Annotated in this window: 19 protein-coding genes; 7 read left to right on the forward strand and 12 right to left on the reverse strand. The window is 40.2% G+C overall.

All coding sequences use genetic code 11. The annotated features are described in order from the left end of the window. The first annotated feature begins 7 nt into the window (after positions 1 to 7). The 5 genes from MWU82_RS10430 (at position 8) to MWU82_RS10445 (ending at position 7170) form a co-directional block, all read left to right on the forward strand. On the forward strand, positions 8 to 3064 hold the full coding sequence (locus MWU82_RS10430) for a sensor histidine kinase (protein WP_247096317.1): 3057 nt from the start codon (positions 8 to 10) through the stop codon (positions 3062 to 3064). 71 nt (positions 3065 to 3135) lie between these two features. After that, complete coding sequence (locus MWU82_RS10435) at positions 3136 to 3768, forward strand: response regulator transcription factor (RefSeq protein WP_215946888.1); 633 nt, start codon at positions 3136 to 3138, stop codon at positions 3766 to 3768. A 124-nt stretch (positions 3769 to 3892) separates the two neighbouring features. Next, the gene (locus MWU82_RS10440; protein WP_247096318.1) at positions 3893 to 5974 is read left to right on the forward strand and encodes a hypothetical protein; all 2082 of its coding nucleotides are present in this window, start codon (positions 3893 to 3895) and stop codon (positions 5972 to 5974) included. A gap of 191 nt (positions 5975 to 6165) precedes the next feature. Next, positions 6166 to 6291, forward strand: coding sequence for a hypothetical protein (locus tag MWU82_RS24275; protein WP_281502424.1), 126 nt, complete (start codon positions 6166 to 6168; stop codon positions 6289 to 6291). Between the two features lie 156 nt (positions 6292 to 6447). Next, positions 6448 to 7170, forward strand: coding sequence for a head GIN domain-containing protein (locus tag MWU82_RS10445; protein ID WP_215946886.1), 723 nt, complete (start codon positions 6448 to 6450; stop codon positions 7168 to 7170). A 167-nt stretch (positions 7171 to 7337) separates the two neighbouring features. Here MWU82_RS10445 and MWU82_RS10450 read toward each other — a convergent pair whose 3' ends face one another. After that, positions 7338 to 8576, reverse strand: a complete 1239-nt coding sequence (locus MWU82_RS10450; protein ID WP_247096319.1) for a PAS domain-containing sensor histidine kinase — start codon at positions 8574 to 8576, stop codon at positions 7338 to 7340. A 654-nt stretch (positions 8577 to 9230) separates the two neighbouring features. After that, complete coding sequence (locus MWU82_RS10455; protein ID WP_215946884.1) at positions 9231 to 9488, reverse strand: hypothetical protein; 258 nt, start codon at positions 9486 to 9488, stop codon at positions 9231 to 9233. A gap of 107 nt (positions 9489 to 9595) precedes the next feature. Here MWU82_RS10455 and MWU82_RS10460 point away from each other — a divergent pair, with 107 nt between their 5' ends. Then, positions 9596 to 10339, forward strand: coding sequence for an SOS response-associated peptidase family protein (locus tag MWU82_RS10460; protein WP_247096320.1), 744 nt, complete (start codon positions 9596 to 9598; stop codon positions 10337 to 10339). Positions 10340 to 10342: 3 nt separating this feature from the next. Here MWU82_RS10460 and MWU82_RS10465 read toward each other — a convergent pair whose 3' ends face one another. From MWU82_RS10465 to MWU82_RS10505, 9 genes are all read right to left on the reverse strand, one after another. Next, positions 10343 to 11350, reverse strand: a complete 1008-nt coding sequence (locus MWU82_RS10465; protein WP_247096321.1) for a phosphotriesterase — start codon at positions 11348 to 11350, stop codon at positions 10343 to 10345. Positions 11351 to 11385: 35 nt separating this feature from the next. Beyond that, the gene (locus tag MWU82_RS10470) at positions 11386 to 12243 is read right to left on the reverse strand and encodes a sugar phosphate isomerase/epimerase (RefSeq protein WP_247096322.1); all 858 of its coding nucleotides are present in this window, start codon (positions 12241 to 12243) and stop codon (positions 11386 to 11388) included. A gap of 62 nt (positions 12244 to 12305) precedes the next feature. Then, positions 12306 to 12839, reverse strand: coding sequence for a GNAT family N-acetyltransferase (locus MWU82_RS10475; RefSeq protein ID WP_247096323.1), 534 nt, complete (start codon positions 12837 to 12839; stop codon positions 12306 to 12308). Between the two features lie 152 nt (positions 12840 to 12991). Next, complete coding sequence (locus tag MWU82_RS10480; RefSeq protein ID WP_247096324.1) at positions 12992 to 15214, reverse strand: multicopper oxidase domain-containing protein; 2223 nt, start codon at positions 15212 to 15214, stop codon at positions 12992 to 12994. A gap of 7 nt (positions 15215 to 15221) precedes the next feature. Then, positions 15222 to 16073 carry a DUF3347 domain-containing protein gene (locus MWU82_RS10485; RefSeq protein ID WP_247096325.1) on the reverse strand — a complete coding sequence of 284 codons (852 nt, stop codon included), beginning with the start codon at positions 16071 to 16073 and terminating at the stop codon, positions 15222 to 15224. Between the two features lie 126 nt (positions 16074 to 16199). After that, entirely contained in the window at positions 16200 to 16571 is a 372-nt protein-coding gene (locus MWU82_RS10490; protein ID WP_247096326.1) for a hypothetical protein, read from the reverse strand. A gap of 137 nt (positions 16572 to 16708) precedes the next feature. Further along, positions 16709 to 17125, reverse strand: coding sequence for an SRPBCC family protein (locus MWU82_RS10495; RefSeq protein ID WP_247096327.1), 417 nt, complete (start codon positions 17123 to 17125; stop codon positions 16709 to 16711). Between the two features lie 221 nt (positions 17126 to 17346). Next, positions 17347 to 18846 carry a YfcC family protein gene (locus tag MWU82_RS10500; protein ID WP_247096328.1) on the reverse strand — a complete coding sequence of 500 codons (1500 nt, stop codon included), beginning with the start codon at positions 18844 to 18846 and terminating at the stop codon, positions 17347 to 17349. 75 nt (positions 18847 to 18921) lie between these two features. Then, positions 18922 to 19764, reverse strand: a complete 843-nt coding sequence (locus MWU82_RS10505; protein ID WP_247096329.1) for a class I SAM-dependent methyltransferase — start codon at positions 19762 to 19764, stop codon at positions 18922 to 18924. Positions 19765 to 20200: 436 nt separating this feature from the next. Between MWU82_RS10505 and katG the strand changes: the two genes are divergently transcribed. Continuing rightward, a complete protein-coding gene (katG, locus tag MWU82_RS10510; RefSeq protein WP_247096330.1) occupies positions 20201 to 22459 on the forward strand; it encodes a catalase/peroxidase HPI in 2259 nt (752 codons plus the stop codon). Positions 22460 to 22598: 139 nt separating this feature from the next. Here katG and MWU82_RS10515 read toward each other — a convergent pair whose 3' ends face one another. Next, positions 22599 to 25127 (reverse strand): phospholipase C, phosphocholine-specific, encoded by a 2529-nt coding sequence (locus MWU82_RS10515; RefSeq protein ID WP_247096331.1) that lies wholly within the window; start codon positions 25125 to 25127, stop codon positions 22599 to 22601. Positions 25128 to 25248 lie beyond the last annotated feature (121 nt).

Consider the following 25248-nt stretch of genomic DNA (forward strand, 5'->3'; position numbering starts at 1 on the left):
TGGCTGCATGAGCATAAGGATTCTTTGTTGTTTGCTATGTTTCCAAGCCTATCTATTTGGACAGAATTCCTACGTCTTCAATAGATTTTCTACTGCGGATGGTCTGAATACCAATAAGGTAAAATGTGTTTGGCAAGACGCCACTGGATTTCTATGGATTGGAACCGAGGTGGGCATACAGCGTTTTGATGGGAGAAAATTCATTTCCTTTGTTGGTCCAGAAAATTACCAGCTGCCACCCAGCATAGGTGTAGACCAAATTTTGGATGCCGGCAATGGCAATCTTTGGTTATTGCAAGGAGGCCAGGTGGGGAAATTCAACACAGTAGATTTTCATTATACCTCTGTATCTATAAGGAGTTATGGCAGCATTCCGCCAAGGTCGGAATTCAAATTGTACATAGATAGCAAAAAGCAGGTATTTCTCTGTGCTTCCAAATATGGTCTTTTATGGTACGATGCCAAATCCAATGCTTTTGTAGAATCCAATTTACCTATAAAAATCCCCAGAGGTTGGGGCGTTGGTTCCCTCTATGAAGACAAGCAGACTGGAGAATATTGGATCTGCAGTGAACAGGGCCTAGCAGTATACCGAAGTTCTAGTGGCGAGGTCTTTCATCGGCTCAACAATCCTGAGAATATACCTTTACTGAACAACAAAGCCATTACCAATTCCGGAGATTTCATCAAGGATAAAAATGGCACCTGGTGGCTAACCTATTGGGATTATAATCCACATCGGGAACACCCAGTTCTCCTGCATTTCGACCCTAAAACAAATCAATTTCTGACGGATACCTTAAGAAGCCATAGGGCAACAAAAAAATATACCGTTCTAAGGCAAATTTTGGAAACCAGTAATGGACAGATCTGGATCGGCGGGGAAAATTCTTTGTTGAGCTATGACAATGACCTTCAAGGTTTTTATCAACATTTCAAAGCCAACCCTTTAGAGTTCGATATAAAATGTAACCAGGCCAGGCATCTCTTTGAAGACAGGGAGGGCAATATTTGGTTGAGTACGGAAAATGGGCTTTTTGTGATGAACCCCAATCAAAAAGACGTGTATAGCCTTGTGGTAATAGATGGTCTTGGATTGGACTCTCCTGTAAATGCTATATTGGAAACCAAGACCAAGGAGAATTGGATTGGTACCTGGGGCAAGGGTATCCTATATTATGACCAAAAATTCAACAAATTGGAAGGAAACCCCTATACCGGTTTGGGAACCGAATCCTACAAATTATATTCTTCCATATGGGATCTTCAACAGCACAGTGAATCGGGACATGTTTGGTCTGCTTGCCAGGGGGGTAGATTGGCTGTTTTTGACGCCAATACCAAAAAGGCAATCCATTGGCTACACCCTCCAATATTTAAAGAATCCACGGTGCGGCAGATCAAGGAGGATCATAACGGAAATCTATGGTTTGGTACCCAGGGTGGGCGGTTGGTTAAATGGAAAAAGAACGATCCCATAGCAGACAACCATTTTGAAGAACTCCACAATTTCAACACCATCATTTACAGACTCTACGTAGATCGGCAGGGACGCTTATGGGTAGGAACCCATAAGCAAGGCGTATATGTCCTTGATGTGGACACCAACGAAATCCTTTTTCATTTCAACACAGAGTTCAGCGACAGTTATGGGATAATGGACAATACCATTTCTGATATCCAGCAATATAACGACAGTATATTTATGGTAGGTACCGAGGCTTTGAACATTCTCAACATCAATACCGCTGAGGTAAAAAAGATAACTTCTTACGAAGGACTCTATGGGTCAAGGGTTTTGCAGTTAATGATGGATAGGGAAGGAATAGCATGGATGATAACCAGCAATGGCCTTAGCAGTTATAATTATGATAAGAACATAATAAGTTCCTATAGCAACCTTCATGGCGTTATCTATGCAGAAAAGACCTATAGCGCCAAATGGATGATGCAAAACGGAGAGATATGGTTTGGCGGTGAGGATGTGGTTTTTGGCTTTTCGCCCGAAAAACTAAATTATAAACAAAAGCCTCCCAAGGTAAATATTACAGATTTTAAGCTCTTCAATACCTATATGCCTCTGGATTCCATTATGGCTCAAAAGGAAATTGTATTCAATCATTATCAAAATTCGTTTACTTTCTATTTTTCCGCCCTGAGCTTTTCCCAACAAAGAAAGTTACAATACTACTATCGCATTCCCGGTGTGAACAAAGACTGGGTAAAAGCCGAAAGGGATATGGCTGCCACCTATACCACAATGCCCTCCGGAAAATATACTTTTCAAGTAAAATGTATGAACCTCCAAGGACTGGAGCCGGACGAAATTACTAGTATCGACTTTAGGATACGCCCCCCCTTCTATCGTACCTGGTGGTTTATTGCATTGGCCTTATGTGCCGGGATAGGCATGGCGTATTTTATCTACAGACTTAAGGTTAATCGCATATTGGCGGTTGAAAATTTGAGGAACAAAGTGGCCAGGGACCTGCATGATGATATGGGCTCTACCCTGAGCACTATAAACATTCTTAGTTCCATGGCCAAGAGCAAAATGAATAGTGATACCGTAACCAGTAGTAACTACCTCTCCAAGATTACCGACAACAGTCAAAGAATGATGGAAGCTATGGATGATATTGTCTGGAGCATTAAACCGGACAACGATAACATGCACAGAGTTATTGCTAGAATGAGGGAATACGCTACCGGCATCTTGGAAGCTAAGGACATAGAGTTCGATTTTCAGGTAGAGGATAAAATAAACGATTTAAAACTGGACATGGAAGCTCGGCGAGACCTCTTTCTTATTTTCAAGGAAGCTATCAATAACGTCGCCAAGTACTCCCGTGCAAAGCGCGCGGAAGTGCAACTAACCCTTAAGGATAAGTGGCTACAAATGCAGATCATGGACAACGGGATTGGGTTTGAGATGGAAAAGGTCGACAACGGCAATGGTCTGGACAATATGGTTAAAAGGGCATCCAAAATGAAAGGAAAACTAAAAATTGACAGTAATCCAGATCTTGGCACCGAAATTTGTTTGACCGTTCCTGTGCGTTAGAGGGCATTTTAACATATTTATGTGATTTTGTCCTATAGATTTCCTGTCTAACTTTACAAAAAGAGACAATTATGATTAGGGTATTAATATATGAGGATAATCCCCAATTTCGAGAAGGACTCACCATGTTGGTCAATGGTAGTGATGGGTTTTCCGTTTTGGCATCGTACAAAAATTGCAACAATGTTTCCGAGGAAGTGGAAAAATGGTCGCCCGATGTCATTTTGATGGATATCAATATGCCAGGAACCGATGGCCTGGAAGGATTAAAGAAAATAAGGGAAGTAAACGCCGAAGTCAAGGTACTGATGCTTACCGTGTTTGACGACAATAAAAATGTTTTTGAGGCACTTAGGAACGGGGCCAATGGATATTTACTCAAGAAGACCCCACCCGCAAAATTATTGGAATACATACAAGATGCCACTTTGGGCGGAGCTCCCATGACCTCCTCCATAGCTACACAAGTGCTTAAAATGTTCCAGGTTATACCCCAGACCAAGAATCAGGACTATTGTTTAAGTGAAAGGGAAACAGAGGTATTGCAACTTCTTGTAGATGGCTATAGCTACAAAATGATTGCATCGGAACTTTTTATAGCTATTGATACCGTTCGATCGCATATCAAAAAAATATACGAAAAACTGCATGTAAACAGCAAGAGCGAAGCCGTTGCCAAGGCCTTTAAGGATAAGTTGCTATAACATATTTCCTTCAAACCCCATAAAAAAATCTTCGAATTTCACATACATATGCGATTGTAGGAACTACGGTAGCACACTTCCTTTGTCCTGAAAAAATTTGAAACTATAACTCAATATCAGGATAATGAAAACAAAACTAATTTTACTTTCAATCTTCTTCTTAATGTTCATTGGATGCTCCGATGACGACTACACAGAAATTCCTTCCAACACTTTGGAGGCAGACGCTTTTAGTGAGAATCAAGGAGATATTTACACCGGTCAAGCTGTTGTCCTCAACGGTTCCAAGTCCATGGACAAGGCAGGAAAACCTTTTCAATACCTATGGAGATTTAAGGCCAAACCCAGTGGTAGTTTAACCGAACTTACGGAAGAAACCACGGCCAAGCCAAAATTTACTCCGGATAAGGCGGGAAACTATTCCGTGGAACTAAAGGTTTTCAATACCGAATTCTATGATACGGACGAATTGACAATTGTGGTAAAGGAGGATGAAAACCCACCTGTGCAAGAAACTATACTCATTTCAGAAAATATCACGGAACGTCGCCACTTGGCCAATGTCTTTGACGACCCTAATAAATTTGATTATTTGGTAACAGGCGATATTCATATAACTGCATTACTTACCATAGATCCAAACGTGGTCATTGCCTTTGATGAAAATACGGCAATTTACATTGACAATCCCGGGGCTATTATGACGACTGCAGCCGCCAGTTCATTTACCACCTTTACGGGTAAGAACAAGGTTCCGGGATATTGGAAGGGATTAATTATAAATTCCAATAATCCTTTGAATAAATTGGACCGGGTAACCATTGAATACGCGGGCGGCGCCATTGCCCAAGGAATGGAAGTTGCTACCAGTTTGGGTATCGCCAATGAGGGGCCCGGCCACCTTAACTTGGTTTCCTCCATTATCCAACATAGTGCTGCCTATGCCATGGCCGTTGAAGTTGGAGCTAAGTGGAATACAGAATCCTTTAATGTATACAGGAACAACAAAAAGATAATTAGAGTACCAGCTTCACAACTTGGAGTGGTATCCAGCTTGTCCGAATTCCACAATAATGAAGTAAACGTAATCGAGGTCATTGGTGACCGAATTTATGATACCGAAGAAACCATTTGGAGCAATTTGTACAATAGTACGGGCGATCTAAAATATATTGTAGAAGGAAAAATAGAGGTTGTTTCCGGCCTTAGGATCTTGGAAGGTCTGGAATTGTACATGGATAGGGATTCGGAGATAAATATCACTAGCAGGGGTTATTTGGTAGCTCTTGGCAGCAATCAATATCCTATTAAATTCCGCGGAAAGGAATCCTTGGACGGAGGGTATTGGAAAGGTATATCCATAATGTCCAACGACATGAAAAACGAATTGGACAATGTTGAAATACACGATGCCGGAAGCGAAATCATGGACGGATTGCAGCACAAGACTGCCATTGGATTGGGAGGGGCCAATGAGGCTAAATTAAAGTTGTTCAGCTCCAAAATTGTGGGCAGTGGTGGCAATGGGATTTACGTTGAAAATGGAGCCGAAATTGTTCATATAGACCAAATTAAGTTTCGCGAAAACCTAGGTCCGGCCATTACTATGGCTGCCAACCAAGTAAAAAAACTAACCAATGCCACAGGGATGGAGTTTATAGGCAATGGCCATAATGGGGTTGAAATTTTTGGATCTGCTTTGTTCGACCCTAATGTTGAGACCACTTGGCCGGCCCTACACTTTAATGCCAGCTATTTGGTGAGCGGTAATTTAGCAATCCAATCGGGATTAAAAATACTTCCTGGAGCGGTTTTCAAATTTGCCGAGGACAAGATGTTTGGAGTCTTTCCCTATGGATATTTAATTGCCCAGGGTACCGCAAATAATAAGATCGTCTTTACCGGAGCCACAACTACCAAAGGATTTTGGAACGGGATCCGAATTCAATCGGATAGCGCTAAAAACCTAATGGACCATACAGAAGTACTTTATGCCGGAAAAACTGAAATTCCAGGGGTTTCCAAAATAGCGAGTATTGGCCTGGATGGGGATTACATGGCAAATTTAACCATTAAAAATTCGAAAATTGCGCATGGTCATGGCTACGGAATTGCGTTTGAAAACCGTAACACCTCCATCAACTCGGATTTTAACATGGTAAACCTTTTTGAAGACCTAAGCCTTGGAGACATTTCCCTGCCCTAGAAGATTAAATTGGGCATAACATATCATTATAATTTTTGTCCATAGTTTATTAAAAAAGAATACTGATCAAAGATGTGATTAAAGGTCTAATCGGAACAGGGGAACCAATCAACTTCCACATAATTATGCGATTGTGGCCAGTTGATCTTCAAACGATCTTTGTTACCATTATTAATCAAAAAAATATAGTCATGAAAGCATTTGATAATTACCGAAGAATACCTTCAGAATCCAATAAACATGTCTTCTTTTCACAAATGAAATATGGAAAAAGAAGTCAATGGCTGGCCTTTAGACGCTTTACGGCAAGCCAATAAAAAAGAATATGCCACGGCATCTTAAAAAATCTCTAAAACAAATGAAAAATGAAAAATCTAGGTATTGAATTTTACAGAAGATGTATATATGTCATCTACACAATTTTTCTCATCTATTTACTATTAACAGCAAACAAATAATTAAACAAAAAAACAATGGGTACAACATCAAAAATAATTTTTCCAATTGCCTTTGCCATATTATTAATGTCCTGCGAAAAGGACACTATAACCGCTTCCGAGGATATAACTACCAAGGACCACGAAATCTCTGGCTACTCTTCCCTAGAGGTAAACGATAATTTTAAGGTCTATATAAACTTCTCGGAGACAGAAGAGAAATTGAGGGTTCAGGCCAACGATAACCTTCATGAGTATATTCTGGTAAACAAGGAAAGCAATAAGTTAACCGTGAAACTGGACAACGTTCGGAGGATCAAAGGACAGGAAACCTTAAATGTGTTTATTACTACCAAAAGTATAGACAATTTTACTATTAAGGGAAATGCCAAATTGGAACTGGAAGACCCCTTGGAAACAGATAACCTAAAAATCTATCTAAGAGGAAATAGTTTCTTTTCCGGTGAATTGGCTGTAGAGAAGCTCGATCTGGTTTCTAGCGGAAACTGTATGATAGATTTCTCGGGCAGTGTAAAAAACATGGACGTGGAACTTGACGGCAACTGTGAACTATCGGATCATGACCTAAGCGTTGACACGCTAAATATTGACCTTTCCGGTAATAGTAATGCCTATCTTACGGTAAACAATTCCATATCCATCGATGCCAGTGGAAATAGTGTGTTGTCCTATAAGGGCAATGCCACCATTGCACATCAAAAACTTTCATCGGGCTCCAAAATTGTGAAAAAAGGGTAATTGGTGGTTGCAATAGAACACCCATAGAGCAATCTACAAAAGGAAGCCTATGCATTTTGCTGATTTCAGCTTAGTGTATAGGCTTTTTCTATGTGGTATTTCCTTTAAAAGAAAGAGTACCTACCCAACACATTACTCCAATTCCACCAAGAACATTTACTTAATAATCAATTGCGCGGTATTGTAAACATGAAATTACTTCCCTTGCCTTGCTCACTTTCCACCCATATTTTCCCGCCAAGTTTTTCCACAAATTCCTTACATAGCACCAATCCAAAACCGGAGCCTTTTTCGTTTAGAGTACCTGGCAATGGAGTGTTGGTAGTTATCCCGAACAAATTCTCAAGTGTTTTGGCATCCATTCCCACACCTGAATCAGAAATTATTATCTTAATTTGATTTTCTTCATCAATTGCGGAGATAGTAATATTACCGCCTGGTTTGCTATATTTTATAGCATTGGAAATAAGATTTCTAAAGACCGTCTTTAATATCTTCTTATCAGAATTCACTTCAATTTCATCTTCTACATTTACCTTTATTGAAATGCCTTTTGTCTGGGCAATGGACATTGAGAGTCCCAATATTTCATGGATAACTGAGGATATTCCGGTTTTTTCGGTTTTAAAACTTATTTGACCGGATTGCGATTTTGCCCAATCCAATAAATTCTCAAGTAGCACCAAAGTGTTTTTGGCAGTAGACTGTATTAGGCCTAAATACACTGGAGCATCTGTATCCTCTAATTTTGTAATTTGTGTCTTTAAGATATCGCACAATACCAAAATATTATTAAATGGACTTCTTAAATCATGGGCAATAATCGAAAATAATTTGTCTTTTGTAGCATTAAGTTCCCTTAATTGAATTTCGCTTTCCCTTAAATCTTCCTCTGCCTTTATACGTTCGGTAATATCCCGTATTACCCCAACCAAAAACTTCTTTCCGTCAGCATCTACAAACCTCGACTTCCTTGTTGAAATAATTTTCTTATGATCGTCACTTACGGTTAGGGGCTCCTCATTAATATTTTCTATACCATCCGATAGTACCTGCTTATCTATCCGCAAGAAATTTTCCCGCTCTTCGGGGGGAACATTTTCAGCAAGGGTTTTGCCTATTATTTTGGTTCTTGGAAGGTTGAACAAATTGCAAAAAGCATCGTTGACCAAGAGTAACCTGCTCCCATTGTCCTTTACAAATACGGCATCGCCCATATTATTGAGAATGGTATTGGCATATTTCTCACTTTCATCCTTTTCCTCTTCACTTTGAAAGGCCAAAAGCGATTTAAGGATATCATTTTGTTTTTGAAGTTCGGCAATTTGATTTTCAAGTTCGCGACGTGTCTTATCCTTAACTTTTTTAATTCGCTTAAACCGGTTATATAAATTATACCAAATCAAATTATTACAATTTTAGGCTAAGGCTGTAAATCTACGATTTTCATAAATTATAATGATACCAAATTATCATAGATTTCTACTTTAACTGTAAAAATAAGTTCAACTCAAAGTTTTGGATGGGGTTATTTCCAGATGGCATTCTTAAATTCAATATAAGGTTCTACTATGGCCAGGCAAATAACAGGGACAAGGTAATCTCTTCGTAAAAGTTCCTTTGACCTAAGGATAGACTGTAAAAGGGATTCGAGAATGTGAGGGGAAATAGCAATGAAGTATTCTCAAAACAAGAATAAACAGATTGCTTCGCTGCGCCTACCTGACGGCCAGGCAGGCTCGCAATGACAGAATAGCAAAAAGTCTATAGTTAAAAGGCTAATTTAAAAATGGGAATTTGGTTGGTGGCGAGTGATGATTTTTAAAGCAGGATTTGTTCCCCCGAGGAGAGGATCTTAAGATGTAATCGTCATTGCGAGAAGTGATAGCGACGAAGCAATCTCATAATAAAACAAGACGATTGCTTCGCTGCGCCTGCCTGACGGCAGGTAAACTCGAAGTGACGACTTTCAACTTTTAAACTTTCAACATAAGTCTTTAATCTAGGCTCTAGGTTCTTTCTTATCTCACTTCTCAATACCATCCAACACCAAAGGAGCATTACTCCAAGGAAACCCGTTCCCATCCGGCTTCTGGGAGTTCATATCGGTCCAATTTCATTACCTTTCTAGTTCCATCGTAATATTTGTAGACTAGGTACACACAGTCATCGGAACTTTCTATATAGAACAGGCCGAGGCGTTTGGGAAAGGGAAGCTTCATCAACTCACATTCCTTGTTCAATTGGTGTGCACCGATCTCCATTAAAAGGCGTTTAATGGCATATCGATCATGATTTCTGTATACAATATTTTTCATTATATGGAAATAATCCTATTTTATGGATTTTTTCCAAATTTACAAATTTTAGATTTTGAAGTCGGTCCAGAAAAGTTAAATTCTTAATTTAGGGTAAAACTATTATTATGTGTTTCGGTACCAGGGTAACCACCTCTGCCAAGGATGTGGAAAAATTTTACAATGTTTCCAAATTAATGGGCAAAACCCCCATTAATGGCGAGCTTACCTATCACCACGCCAACGGATGGGCGCACCCGTTATTATGGATTATACCACAAGAAAGGAGCAACCACATTACCCCTTCTATGTGGGGCATAATGCCACAGAACTCCATTGGGGCCGATTTTAAAAACTACTACAAGGACGCGGCCAAGTTTGGGGCCGGACTCAACGCCCAGTCAGAAAAACTCTTTGATCATTTTATCTATAGGTTCAGTGCAATGACCAAGCGTTGTGTAATTCCCGTAAACGGATTTTACGAGCCGCACACGGCTCGCAATAAGTTTAAGGTTCCATTTTATTTTGAACGAAAAAATGAGGCCCTTATGAGCCTGGCCGGACTCTACACGACTACCAAGGACGGTTACAACACCTTTACCATCTTGACCAAGGCAGCCACTCCCCTCTTCAAGAAAATTCACAACACCAAAAATAGGAGACCCATAATTTTAAGGGACGAGGATGTGGACGTATGGTTGAACAACGACCTCAACGAAGAAGAAATCCGTAATGTCATGGAAGATGATATGGAAGATGCGGCCATAAAGGCCCATCCCATAAGCAAGGATCTTTACAATCCAAAAGTAGATTCCAACAGGGAAGATATTATTGAGGAAGTACAATACGAGGAATTGGAGATAAAGTATTGAAGTTTAATCAACATTTTCAATAGCAAAAGCCTTAGCCGGATTTACAGACAGCAATAATTTAATTTCCTCTTCCGTGAAGCCTTGCGTTCTGAGTTGCGGAAGGAGTTTGGTAAAAATATTTGTATAAGGGGTAATGGTCTGTTGTTGTTTTTGGGGATCGTACCAACCCGCATCATGGGATATGAGGATCCGATCTAAAACGCCGTGTTCTTTGGCAAATAAGAGTTTCTTAAGGTGCCTGTCCAAATCCCAGCCCAATCCGTCCAGACTAATCCAGCAACCCATGGCTGCCGCCTTGAGATATGTATCGTTATCATCTTCTGCTTGGGCATGTATCCATATAAATGAGTTTGGGGAAACCCCTATTTCTTGAAGAATCGTCAATTGCGGCCATAAGCCCACAGATTTACCAGTATGCGAGGCTATGGTTAATCCCGTTTCCAAACTGGTAAGGGCAGCGGCCTTGACTAATTTTTGATGCAGGGTATCCAAGGGGTCGGTAGTATCTACCCCAATCTTGATAAAACCTGGTTTTATAGAAGTACCTTCTATGCCGTTCTTAAACTCATGAATCCACTTTATCGCTAAATCTTCCGCGCTTATTTCTTGTACATATTGGGGAAGGAATTTATTATTTCGCGCACCATACAGTCCGGTATTGGTGATTATCTTCAGTCCTGTTTTAATAGCTAGTTTTTCTAAGAGGAGAACATCCCTACCTAAGTAGAAAGGAGTGGCATCCACAAAATAATTCACTTTAAAGGCTGCCAGTTCATCCAGATAAGGAGATACTTCCGCAATTATGGCATCATGGTTCCAGGAACGGGGCTGAATACTATCGGCCCCAATAAAATCGACCAAAATATGCTCATGGGACAACCAGATTTGGGAGGAGTCTACTGGGCGACTTCCTTGTACATCCTGTATGTATGGTTGTTGCGCGCAAATTGAACCTCCAATAGCTATCACAGCAATTAAAAATAGAATAAAGCTTTTTGGAGGTGCGCCCATCTTTTAAACGATATTTTTTTTACATATCAGTCCACTTATTTCATGGCGTCCAATGCCCCGTTTACATAACCCACGCATTCCGCAAGGCCAGCAAAAACATCATCGGTATCCTTTTCAAATTCCATGGCCATTACACCGGTATAGTTAATACCTTTCAAGGCTTTGAGAACCGCCGGGATATCCAGAACCCCTCTTCCAAACTCAACCGACTTACCATCGGCCTCCGACTTGTCCACATCTTTGAGATGGATATCATATAAGCGGTCTGCATATTTTTTAATGTTCTTTACTGGGTCTAACCCCAATCTTTGTACGTGACCCACATCTATACAAAGTCCAATGCGGGAGTCGAGCATTTTAATTTTATCGTAGACCACTTCAGGTGTTGGGTATACCTCATCTCCTGGTCCATGATTATGTATGGCCAACTTTATATTGGTCTCTTTTACCTTCATTTCCACCAAATGCACCAAGTCGTGATTGGGCACTCCTATGATCACCTTCATGTTGGCAGCTTTAGCATACCTAAAGGCATTTTCTACTTCTTGGGCCGTTTTCATGTATATGACGCCTCCGCCATAAAGGCCTATTCCTGCCTTCTCGAATTTTGTAGTTATATTTTTAATCTCTTCTTCACTACTCTCCAAAGGCATATGCATGCTCTTGAGCGCAATCTGCTTAAGATTTAATCGGTTGGCCATTGCCAGTGTTTCATCCAAACTAAATTTTCGCGTGGAATAGGATGCCAATCCCAGCGCAAGACTTCGTGCTTCCGTGCCTGTATTATTTGCCCCTAACATATCCTTGAACGGACTAGCAGTTAAAACTGAACTGGTAGCCAATAAGCCACCTAGACCAAGGGTTTTTAAAAATGAATTTCTTGAGTATTGCATTGGATGTGGTTTTTAGAACTTTCCCATATATTAACGTAAGATATAAAATCTTTTGTGCTCCTTTAACGATTGGAGTTATCCAGCTCAAAAATAATATTGTCTTCATCATCGGAGTCTTTTCTGCTTTCATTCCACTTAAAATGATTTCTAAGCAGCAATTTTTTGGAGCTTTCATTTTGTTTACTGGTGAACGCTTCCACCATTTCCAACTTCAATTTGTTGAACCCAAAGTGCAGCACTTCTTTCATAGCCTCGTCCATGATGCCCATGCCTTGAAATTCGGGACTTAGGTCGTACCCCACTTCTGCTGTTTTACGATCCTTGGAAAAATTCCAGAGAACAATATTTCCTATCATAGCAGGACGATTTTTAAAGGAAATACACCATTGGAATAGTTGCCCATTCTTTATATCATTGTTGGTCTTGGCAATAAAAGCGAGTGCCTTTTCCTTAGTTTCCGCAGACTGTCTTTTAACAAACTTGTTTACCTCCTTATCCGAACGCAGATAACGGATCATTTCCCAGTCCGTCTCCTCCAACCTACGTAAGAGAAGTCGGTTGGTTTCCAATTCCTGAAATTTATCTACTGTGACCATCTCATAAAGATACAATCTTCTGTTTATGTATAACTAATAGCAAAAGCCCTATTTTGTTAAATGATTTCAAAATAGGGCATTGGTATTCTTTATTTAAACCACTGACTTACGTAATAATCCATAGGCCAGCGTTAGCAATTCAATTTAAGGAATCAATAATTCAAGGTAGCGCCAAATCCAAGTCCCATATCACTATCATAATGGGTGGAAATTCCAAGATTGCGTGTTACGATATACTTGAAACCTGTCATGTATTCCTTATCCGTATTGACCATAAAGGCCCATCGTAACCTAGGGCTAACCGGAATATCCTCCCGCATCAGTTGAAAACGTATATTCCCGTCCGTAAATACTTCTCCTTGTAAGGTTACCAACAGAGGTAAGGTATATTCAGCACCAAGACTTGCTACAGCCCTGGTATCCTTTGTATTTCCTTGCCCAAAAATGTTTTTTTCCACGCTTCCCTCTGATTTTCGATAGCGCCAATCGAACCCGACAAAAGGCATAAACCACTGGTTCTTTCCAATATATCTGCCAATATGGGTTTCACTTTCATAGCCATGGTCATCGTGATATCCTAAACGCCATTCCGTTCCAATACTCCAACGGGTATTTTGCAACATGGCCCTCCCGTCATTACCATTGGATGCAAAATCGTTTTCCGCCATAAAATGGAATTTGTTACTTTCCTTTTGCAACTTTTTGTAGGCCCATTCCTTATTGGGCAGATACGGATTGGGGGCTTGCTCTTCATAGGAAAAAACGCGATTCATTCCTGCCATCATATGGTAAAGAATATGGCAGTGAAAAAACCAATCGCCTTCAGCATTTGCCTGAAACTCTATGGTATCGGTCTCCATGGGCATTATATCCAAGACGTTCTTTAAGGGTGCATATTCCTCCTGTCCGTTCAGCACTCTAAAATCATGCCCGTGCAGGTGCATGGGGTGCCTCATCATGGATCCGTTGTAAAGTGTAATCCTTACATTCTCCCCCTTTTTGATCAAGATCTTATCTGTTTCCGACAGCACTTTATTATCCATACTCCAAACATAACGGTTCATATTGCCCGTAAGCTCAAAGCGCAATTCCCTTACAGGGGCATCTTTAGGCAGGGTGGTAGGATGTGGAGCTTTCAGCATGCCGTAATTTAGGGTAACCAGTTCTGCATTGGCTTCCATGGTATGATTTTCATGGTCCATTTTATGGTCCATTTTCTTATCGCCACTACCGGTAACCTCCGGATACATCACCGTGTTCATATCCATTTTCTGAAGGGACATATCCATACCCATGTCATCCATGGAACCGTCCATATTCATCATCCCATTCATCATTTTCATTCCCTCAAAATACTTCAGTTTTGGCATTCTACTTTTTAATTGTATGGTGCCATTGCCCAAGTAAATTGAGGCCGACTTGGTACGGTCCTCAGGGGTCGCCAAGAATTCATAGGCAGTATCCTCTTGAGGAATATTAACTACCACATCATAAGTTTCCGAAACGCCAATAATTAAGCGGTCAACCTCTACAGGTTCCACATCATTTCCATCATTTGCTACAACAGTTATTTTGCCTCCCGCATAAGAGAGCCAAAAATAGGACGACGCCCCACCATTCGCTATACGCAGTCGCACCTTGTCCCCAGCTTTAAATTGGGAAAGTTGGCTTTCATTCTTACCATTGATAAGAAATTTATCGTAATACACATCACTAACGTCCATGGCCAGCATGCGCTTCCATTCATTTTCCAGTTTAGTTTTGAAATGCCCCGCCTTAATGGCCTCCGAATAACTCTGAACGGTACCTTTTTTAATTCCACCCCAATCATTGGCATTGTGCAACATTCTATGCACATTTTCAGGTTTAATATCGGTCCATTCGCTCAAAATTACAGGCACAGTTGGTAAATCATCAATTCCCTCTCTAAAGGTTGGATCCGTTTCCTTTTTCTTTAGGATCAAGGATCCGTACATTCCTATTTGTTCCTGTAAACCACTATGACTGTGGTACCAATGTGTTCCATTTTGAATAATAGGAAAACGATAGGTATGGGTAGTGTTCGGTGCAATCGGCATTTGGGTCAAAAAAGGTACTCCATCTTCCTTATTGGGCAAATATACCCCGTGCCAATGTAAAGAAGTCCCTTCCTTAAGCCTGTTGTGTACCACAATTTCGGCAATGTCCCCCTCAGTAAAGGTTAGCGTTGGCATAGGGATCTGGCCGTTAACGGCTATTGCTCTTTTTTCCTTGCCCGAAAAATTAACAATGGTGTCCGTCACCGTTAAATCGTATCTAACTACATTTTGGCCATGGCCAAAAAAGTTGGACAGTATTAGTATAAATACTGCCAAACAATACTTGTAATTGGTCATGTCCAAGTTATTTTATGGTTTCCACTGTTTTCCCACAACTTAGCATTTGGGAGCCATAATATGGGTTTTTGATGCCTTCCTCCAAACTAAGCCAATTGGCACCATTTCCACCATCTGCCATAGGGCAAAATTGATAATAAACCGGTGTTTCTAATTTTGAAACCTTTATTAGCTCAAACATATTTTTCGATAAGGACTTAAAATATACCCGTTGGTCACCTACCTCCTTGGTTGCCACAATATTTCCTATATCTACCTTGAGATCTTTTAATACCTTCATCCAAACCATATGGACGTCCATTGGAAGTTTATCCATTTCCACTTCTGAAACCGATTTCAAAAGTTTTTCAGCCTTATTGGAAGCCAAGGAACCATCTGTGCTTACCAGGGCATCCTTAACGGAAAAATAGTTTTCAAAAACACTTGAAAGCGCATTTTTATCCTGAGTCATTACACTATGATGTGAATGGTCTTTGGCCATTTGCATGTCGTGCGACTCCATATTATGGGCCTTTTTTTTAGCTCGTTCATATTGGCAACATTCTGGCAAATTGGCATAGGTATCGTCCGGAGCAAAAAAGAGATCACTATCATAACCTGCCAATGCAATTCTCTTAAGAATTTCTCCTTTTGATGTGGCCAAACTATCATAGGAAATGATTGCCATTTTCGTGTTCTTGTCCCAATCTACGGTGGCTTCCTTGTTTAAATTACCCGCCTTTTCAATGGTTTTCTCACACATGGCACAGTTTCCATAAATTTTTACAGATTCTGACCTAAAGTTTTTTGTCTGGGCATTGCCCGCTGCAAAGGATAGCAATACGGAAATTGCCATCAATATATTTATTGATTTTTTCATCGTATACATATTTTATTACAAGGGATTCTGGAATCCCTTTTCGAATTATAAAAATTAATTATTCTAGGTTATTACATAGATACTGACCGGAAATAATACGACAGACCTATGGCTATTACTAAAAAGTTAACCTATTTTGGGGCGTTGCCAAATGGGGAGATAAACCAATTTAGGAATTTGTTGGATATAAGCCCAATCATTTTCCAATTCAGTATTGATATTTGAGAATTTCACTTCAAATCCGTTTAAATAAACGGGTGTATTTACTACAACTGGACAGTGGCACAAAATATGACTACAAGATCCACTACAGCCCTCATCTTCCTTGTCCGATTCGGAATCGCAACAAGACTTGTCTTCAGAATGACCGTCCATGCTGCAAGAATCTATATTTTCAGATTTTGATTTCTCCTTAGAAGTCCCACAAGCCCATACATTACTGGTCGAAAGAAACAGCAATAAAACAAGGATTGATAATATGTGAGTTCTTTTTTTCATGTTTTCCAATAGCAAAGTTACACAATTATCTTTTTATCAGCTCCAATTTGGCTTGACATCCAATAATATAATACGGCCCAATTTTAATGGAATTTAACTTTTAAACGAAGTCTACGCTAGCCGTAATTTGCATATAACTAATTGGACTCAGTATATTTCTTAAAGTTATCGAGGATGGCCTGCCATCCTCCTCTTTGCATTTCAATGGAATTCTCGGATTCAGCATCAAAGTTTACCTTCACAGTTGTCTTATAATTTAGCTCGAAGAAGGTGACCTTTACCTGCCTCCCATCTGGCATAGTATAGGTAAACTGTTTGTTAGGCTCCACTTCATCATAAACAGCCTCAAAATCGAACCCAAAACTACCGTCCTTAGCTTCCATTCGCGCCGAGTATTTTCCGCCGACGCGCATATCATTGGATGCATGTGGGCAGTGCCAATCGTCCGAAGCAAAATTCCATTTTATTATGTGTTCTGGGTTGGTATAATAATCCCAAACCTTATCCATTCCTTCAGAAATGGTCGCTTGAACCATTATTTTTGTCTTTTCCATTTCCGTTTTATTTTGATTGATGTAATTATTACCCAAAAGAAGGCTTTTGCAATACTTCTATATGGTGCAATCGTGTGTGTATATAATAATATTACACGTCATAAAGGGTCATTGACAACAGCAGGCAAAGCCTAAGCATTACCATTTACTAAAGTTAGTTATTTGCCCTTAATTCTTATAAAAAATTGAAGGTTATTCGTAAAAAGCCATCGGTTATGCATTCAATTCGTATACACTGAAATAGTCAAAAAAATCATCGTAGTGATGACCAATACCAACATAAGGGGAATAACAAACCTCAACCACTTATTGAATCCTATTTTCACTATGGCCAAAGCGGCCAAGATTAAACCTGTGGGATTAATTAAGTAAAACAGGCCCATACCATACAAATAGGTGTCAACAATAATTTCCCTACCTATATTTACCGTATCCGCCAAAGGAGAAAAAATTGGCATGGTCAATACTGCCATGCCTGAAGAAGATGGCATAAAAAAGGATAGTCCCCCATAAATAAAGAGCATAACGTTGGCGAATACTCCTTTGTGCATATCTTCTGTAAGAATACTGGCATAATACAAAACGGTATCACTAATAAGTCCATCCTCCATTAGTATGGTTACCCCCCGTGCAATACCCACAATAAAGGCCACGCTGAGCAAATCGGCAGCTCCCTTGGCAAACACATCCACAAAATCGCTTTCCTTAATTCCGGCAATAAAACCAATGATAATGGCCCCTACCAAAAATGTGGCGGTCATTTCCACAAACCACCAATCCAAAAAGGAAACTCCAATGATCATAACAATGAAACACAATGAAAATACAAGGGTAATAAGTCTTAGTCTATTGGTAAATTTAATTGTGGCATCCACCGTATTTAATCCAAAAAGCTGTTCAATAGCTTCTTTTTGGTCATAAATAATCGACTTTGAAGGGTCGGCTTTTACCCGTTTGGCATACCTAAGAATATAAACAATGGTGATGGTGGTACATAACAACAGCATAATGATACGATTATTGAGTCCAGTGGTCCAATTTATTCCTGCTGCATCAGAGGCTATAATGGTAGCAAACGGATTAATCGTAGAACACATACTGCCAATACCGGACCCCAGAAAAACACAACTTAGGCCCACCATAGCGTCATATTTGGCCGCTAGGAATACGGGGATTAAAATGGGATAGAATGCCATGGTTTCCTCTGCTAATCCAAAGGTGGTACCCCCAAGGGCAATTAATGTTGTAACTACAATTATGAGAATATACTCCCTACCTTTAAGTGTTTTAGCCATCCAGGCAATTCCGGCATCAAAGGCCCCCGTAAGGTTCATAATACCAATTAGGCCTCCAATAATTAGAATCAAAAAAATAATATCGGCGGCTGCAATTATACCTTTTATTGGCGATTGCGCCAAGGCAGCCAAACCTTGGGGTTGTGCCTCCATTTCCCTATAGGTATTGGGAATACCTATGGGTTTATAAATATCGCCATTGGTGAATTTTTCAATTGGTATTTTTATATCCAGCTTTTGCAGGGTTTCCTGGGTCGCCGGTAATTCTACACTTTCCCCAATACTTATTTTGGTAAAACTATTGCTTTGGGCATTGTAAGCCAGACTATCATATTCGCCGGCCGGAACAAGCCAAGTTAATATGGTCACCAATACAGCGATAAGTATAAGAATAGTTTGGGCTGTTGGAAATTTTAGTTTTTTCATGTTTGGCCATGGTCTAAGTTTGGCAACAGGTTAAGGTACATAATTTTCATGTACCCTATTAACAGTGGATACTGTTTAGGGTTTCATTTTCTGCAAGAGATAGAAGTTTTCATTTAAAATAAGTTCCTTTTGTAGACTAATTTTATGATCATAGGTTTTGGAGAGACTAAAATAATCTTGATGGTCTACTAAGCTGTACCCAGATATTTCCCGATAGTACGAATCTTGAATGGTTTGATAATCGCTCGCCTTGGTTTTGGAAACCTTTTCCCCAAAAAAATCAAGTAACCTTTCAAAGGCCAATGTTTGTTTCAAATTATCCCGAAACGATGCACTTCCAATAATATCCCCAGTATCCTGAAGGAGGTTGAACAACTGAAATAGGCTATCCGTTTCCTCCCTGTCCAAAAAGAACAAAACCCCTTCAATAAGTATAAAGCTCTTTTTTTTGTTCTTGATGGAGTTAATGGCTGCCAATAACCCCTCCTTGTAAGCTGTACTAAAATCAACTCCTACAAAATGTAAATTTCGCTTGGGAATTATATCCTCTTTTTGCCATTGTTCTATTTTATTTTTTTTGTACCCCACTATCTCTGGTTTATCTATTTCAATATGGATTATTTTTGGGTCCAACAAAAACGGATACATACTAAAACCAGCCCCAAAATTGATCAAAACTTCGATTCCATTTTTAATGACATTTTCCTTTATTTTATCTAAAAAATATCTATTTCTTAAACAGTGCGTAAATGTTTCCTCAGAGGACACTTTTGTCAGATATTCTTCGACCCATTTTTCTGTTTTCGGATTATTCCATAAATAGGCAAAATGATCCCTACTTAAGCTAACATCAGTAGCACGAAAGGCGGAGGTTACAAATGCCGTCTCATGTATTTCTATATGATCGCTACGTAGCATATTAATCTTTCAAATTAAGATTGTAGTTAAGAATGTGTTGTGAAACATACAACTATTTAAACCCCAAGGTAGAAAATCTTTTATTTCGTCGGGGGAATTGTTTATGGCCGTAACAAAATGAAGGACCATTGATTCCACTATATCCTAGAAATCCTCAATCTTTCATTTAATCAACCAAAATAATTGCTAATAAAATATTTTACTTAAAGCACTTAAAATGACTATTCCCCGGTTGGATTAAATGTTTTTGTAGGGGAACATAATTGCAAATAGGACAAGTTAAATTATTTAAAGCCAGGAATTAGAGCCAATGTATCGGGGCCATAAGTTTTCCCTAACACCCATAAGTTTTATTGATGAACATTTCAAATCCATCAGAAAAAATTATTGTAAATTTAAGGATGAACTAATCTAAAACTTATTTAAACTATATAAAATGGAAGATAAAACACATTCAAGCCAATCATCTAATGGTAAAGTATGGGATGTAAACGGATCAACGGCACAGTGCCCATTTTTAAATGGGGAATTGCATCAAGTTGCTGGCGGAGGTACTAGCAACCGTGAATGGTGGCCAAATCAATTAAAATTAAATATACTGCGTCAAAATTCGTCCTTGGTGGATCCTATGGATCCTGATTTTAATTATGCAGAAGAATTCAAAAAACTGGATCTGGCAGCAGTAAAAAAAGACCTGTACAAATTAATGACTACAAGTCAAGATTGGTGGCCGGCAGATTATGGTCATTATGGCCCTTTCTTTATTCGTATGGCCTGGCATAGTGCCGGAACCTATCGTATACAGGACGGCCGTGGAGGTGCCGGTTCCGGATCACAACGCTTTGCACCATTAAATAGTTGGCCGGACAATGCCAACCTGGATAAGGCTCGTTTATTGTTATGGCCAATAAAAAAGAAATACGGCAAGAAGTTATCTTGGGCGGATCTATTGATATTGGCCGGGAACTGTGCACATGAATCAATGGGATTAAAAATGTTCGGTTTCGCCGGAGGCCGTGAGGATATATGGGAATCCGAACAAGATGTATATTGGGGTTCGGAAAAAGAATGGATGGGCAACAAGGAACGCTATTCCGAAAACGGGGAATTGGAAACCCCTCTAGGTGCCGCCCACATGGGATTGATCTATGTAAACCCTGAAGGACATAATGCCAATCCAGATCCTGTAGAGTCCGCACATTATATACGCGATACTTTTGGCCGTATGGCAATGAACGATTATGAAACCGTTGCACTTATTGCTGGGGGACATACCTTTGGCAAAACCCATGGCGCTGCAGACCCCACTAAATATGTGGAAGCGGAGCCTGCAGCGGCAGGCATTGAAGCCCAAGGTCTTGGTTGGAAGAACAACTATGGAACTGGAGTAGGTGCGGACACCATTACAAGTGGTATAGAAGGTGCATGGACCAATACCCCTACCAAATGGAGTCATACCTTTTTTGAAAATCTATTTGGTTACGAGTGGGAATTGACCAAAAGTCCGGCCGGAGCGCACCAATGGAAGCCCAAAAACAATGCTGGTGCAGGAACGGTACCTGATGCACATAATCCTGACGTGAAGCATGCACCTTTTATGTTGACCACGGACCTTTCACTGCGTATGGATCCAGCTTATGAGAAAATATCAAGGCACTTTTTGGAAAATCCGGAAGAATTTGCAGATGCATATTCACGTGCCTGGTTTAAATTGGTACACCGTGATATGGGACCGATATCACGTTATCTGGGGCCGGAAGTACCTAAGGAAGAATTAATATGGCAAGATCCAGTACCTGCCGTGGATCATGAGTTGATCAATGATAAGGATATTGCAGATCTGAAGGCCAAAATTTTGGCAACGGGCCTCTCCATATCCCAATTGGTTTCTACCGCCTGGGCTTCCGCCTCCACTTTTAGGGGTTCCGACAAGCGAGGTGGTGCCAATGGAGCACGGATTCGCCTGGCACCACAAAAAAATTGGAAGGTAAACAACCCCAAGCAATTGGCCCAAGTTTTGGATAAATTGGAAGCCATCCAAAAGGAATTTAATGCCGCACAATCCGGAAATAAAAAAGTTTCCTTGGCAGACCTTATTGTTTTGGCAGGAAACGCCGCTATTGAGAGTTCGGCAAAAAATGCTGGGAAGAAAGTAACGGTTCCTTTTTCTCCTGGACGCACCGATGCAAGTCAAGAGCAAACCGATGTGGAATCTTTTGAGGTCCTTGAACCACGGGCTGATGGTTTCAGAAATTACGTCAAGGAAACTTACGGCGTAACCGCTGAGGAAATGCTTGTTGACAAGGCTCAATTATTGACCTTGACCGCTCCCGAAATGACAGTACTTCTTGGTGGTATGCGTGTACTTAACACCAACTTTGACGGTTCCCAGCACGGTGTTTTCACTAAACGCCCTGGAGCCTTGACGAACGACTTCTTTTTAAATTTGCTCGATATGGGAACTACTTGGAAAGGTATTTCCGATTCCCAAGACGTCTTTGAAGGACGTAGCCGCAAGACTGGAGAATTTAAATGGACCGGTACCCGTGCCGATCTTATTTTTGGATCCAATTCCGAGCTACGGGCCATTGCAGAAGTTTATGCCTGCGAAGATTCAGAGGACAAGTTTATAAAAGATTTTGTTGCCGCATGGACCAAGGTGATGAATCTTGATAGATTTGACCTTGCAAACTAAGTCAATATATTAAACCAATTATTTCCAAATCGAAACAGTGAGGAGATAGATACAAACAGTGTTATTAATTAAAAAATCCCATCCTGAATTTTAGGATGGGATTTTTCTTTTAAAACTTTAAGTATAAATCATTGATAACCTAAGAAACTACCCTTCCCATAAAAGGATCACTCTTGGACGCTTTCCCGGTTTCTACCCTTCCTGCATATCGCCTTGCAAAACTCGAATTTTTTGGGATTTGCAATGAAAAATCATACCAACCATAACTTTTGGCACAATTGACAATAATGTTCTCTACCGTACCTTTTTTGATCCGAATTTTTTGTTCAGGATTACCATAGGCATGGTCTACCACTGTAATATCAATATCCTTTTTCTTGGAGGTATTGGAAATTTGGATCTCTATGTTGCCCGATAATTTTTTTATAAATCCCCTCTTTTTTTGATAACCACAACTTATTTGTAATTCGGGATCGGACTCCGCACCCATAAATTCCCTATAAAAACCGTTAGGTCCATATACCCGTAAATGGTATCCTTCATCCTCAAAATGATCTAAAGGCCATTCATAATCCAGGCTATTGCCCTTCTCTACGGCAAAGGGCCATGTTTGAACAGGTAAAAAATCTACATCTCTATAGTTTCCAGGGGCATAAACATTAAATGGTGCTCCTTTGGCCGATTCTCCAAAAAAAGCGTCGGCAGCTTTAAACTGAATTCGAAATGAGTTCTTATCCTCATTTAATTCTCCGTCTACATATAACTCGTACGGCAAAGCACAAGAATCCCTAATTCCAGGTTCTTGATGTGGCATAAACGATGTCTTATAGAGGTCTTTTTTCGCATTGGCTATATCTTCACTGCTTAGTGGTTTAAAATCCTTGGGCAATTCCTTAAAGCTGGCATTGTAGACCTCTTGCATAAAATGGTTGCGCTCTATGGCTTTTGGAATAGTGTAGGGCTCCCCGTTATATGGCCTAAAGGCAGAGGTTAGATTGCCACTAATGGCCCTGCGCCAACTACTTATATTGGTTTCCTTAACTACTTTGCCCGTTCTTTTCATTATCAATTCTTCCAAGAACATTAAGGTGGACGTAATGTCGCACACCTCGGAATTGACCCATCCGCCTTTGCTCCAAGGGGAGGCTACGACCATTGGAACCCTATACCCTAGTCCCATTGGGCTTTCCCTAGGGTCCTCCGGATCCATACCTTTTTTTGCCATCTCCTGTTCCAAGCTGGCATATTCCTCTGAGGTATCCAATCCTTTGGTGAAATTCTTGGTATCCTTAGGATTGGGAGCGACAAAAGGAGGAATATGATCAAAATACCCGTCGTTCTCGTCATAGGTAAGCACAAAAATAGTTTTCTTCCATACCTCAGGGTTTTTGGTAAGGATATCCAGAACCTCAGAGACATACCATGCCCCGTACCAGGGAGCGCTCGGGTGATCCGAAAATTTCTGGGGGGCTGCCAACCAGGAAACGGCAGGTAATTTCCCCTGGTCCACGTCTTGCCTAAATTGATGCAGTATATCGCCTTTGGGCACTTTTAAGGAACGCTGAACACCGTTGTCATTGTAGCTAAACTCCTCAACGCTATGGTAATCCGGATCTCCGACATTGGTAGCAAAGGCCTTTTCATGTAGGTTTTTTTGAAACTCCGAAAGTTTTTCAAAATTCTCGGAATTCCAAGTCTGAAGAACCTCCTTAATCTGTTCCAGCTGTTGCTTTTTCTTTTGAAGTACTTTTAAATGTTCCGCTTTCTTTTCCTCGGGCGGTTTGTCCAACCCCTTTTCCAAGTCCTCTATTTCTGAAGGCAATACCTTGAGTCTTCCTTTTATATATTTTTGAAAACCGGCGCTATAGCGAACATTGTATTGGGTAAACCACTCTAGGTTATTATCGGTAAAATTAGCCAACAAGGAAGAATCTTCAACATCTGTCGGCAAACTGATCTCGTTCTGATAAACCTGCCAAGAAATGCCATTTTCTTCCAGTCTTTCCGGAAAGGTTTTCCAACTGGCCTCGCTATTATAGCTTACCTCAGAATTTCTTACACAAGGTCTACTGCCTTGGGTATCGAAAGATTTTCCTGTCCAAAAATAATTTCTGTTGGTAGTTGTTCCTGTCAGAGCCGAGCAAAAATGCTGATCAAATACGGTAAAGGCATCGGCCAGGGCATAATAGTACGGCAGGTCTTCCCGGGTATAATGACCTAAGGTAAGTGGCATATTGCCATATTCCTCATCGGCCTTCTTTGCCTCGAGCCATTGGTCGTATTTTCCGTTATTGCGGGCATCTACCTGACTTTCCCAGTGATGTGGCAAATCTCCCATCCAAGTAGCTTGGGTCTCCCTCATGTTCAATCGGAAAGGCACATAGGTTTCCCCATCCTTATTACTTTGAAGCCATACAGGTATTTTGTTCGGCAATGAAATGGCCCTAGGGTCATTATAACCCCTAACTCCTTGTAAAGTCCCAAAACAGTGATCAAAGGATCGGTTTTCCTGCATAAGAAATACTACATGTTCGGCATCATAAAAAGTAGTTCCAGTTTCAGGGTCAATTTCCAAGGCGCGTTGAATGGATGGAGGCAGACTTGCTGTTAACCCCATTCCTCCTGCCAACATACTTGCCTTCTTTAAAAAATCCCTTCTGGTATCCATAATTTAATCTTGGTTTAAGTTTTTGTATTTAAAAAGAGGATTTAAATATAGTTTTTTTAACTTTTAAATGCCCCAAATAATGTCCAACCTACCCTAATAAAATTAAATAAAGACATTGTTT

Source organism: Arenibacter sp. S6351L (assembly GCF_023016025.1).
GTDB classification, from domain to species: Bacteria; Bacteroidota; Bacteroidia; order Flavobacteriales; family Flavobacteriaceae; genus Arenibacter; species Arenibacter algicola_B.